At 78.5% G+C, this 317-nt stretch carries 1 pseudogene; it reads right to left on the reverse strand.

Features of this window, described 5'->3' with window-relative positions:
* Positions 1-317: pseudogene (locus FV223_RS29905) on the reverse strand (hypothetical protein); the annotation flags it as partial.

Consider the following 317-nt stretch of genomic DNA (forward strand, 5'->3'; position numbering starts at 1 on the left):
GCGCCCGCGAGACGCCGCGCCGGGCGCCGCCGGGAAGGTGGCGCGCCAGGAAGCGGGCCCGAAGCGTGCCCCCGATCCCGCGCGGCGCGAGGGCGGTCGGCTTGGCCCTGGCCGCAAGCGGAGCGGTGGAGACGCCGCAGGAGGCCGGCGCCCAGCGGCGCACGATCGCCAGGGCCGTGCGGCGTCCATAATCCCGGTAGTATCGCCGGAGCAGCCCGGCCGCGGCGTCGGCGCCGTCCGCCGCGGTGGCGAAGCCGGTATGCCCCTCGGCGTCGGCACCGATCTCGCCCGACCAGCGCGCGCTCTTGATGCACCAG

It is taken from the genome of Methylobacterium sp. WL116, assembly GCF_008039455.1.
GTDB lineage: Bacteria > Pseudomonadota > Alphaproteobacteria > Rhizobiales > Beijerinckiaceae > Methylobacterium.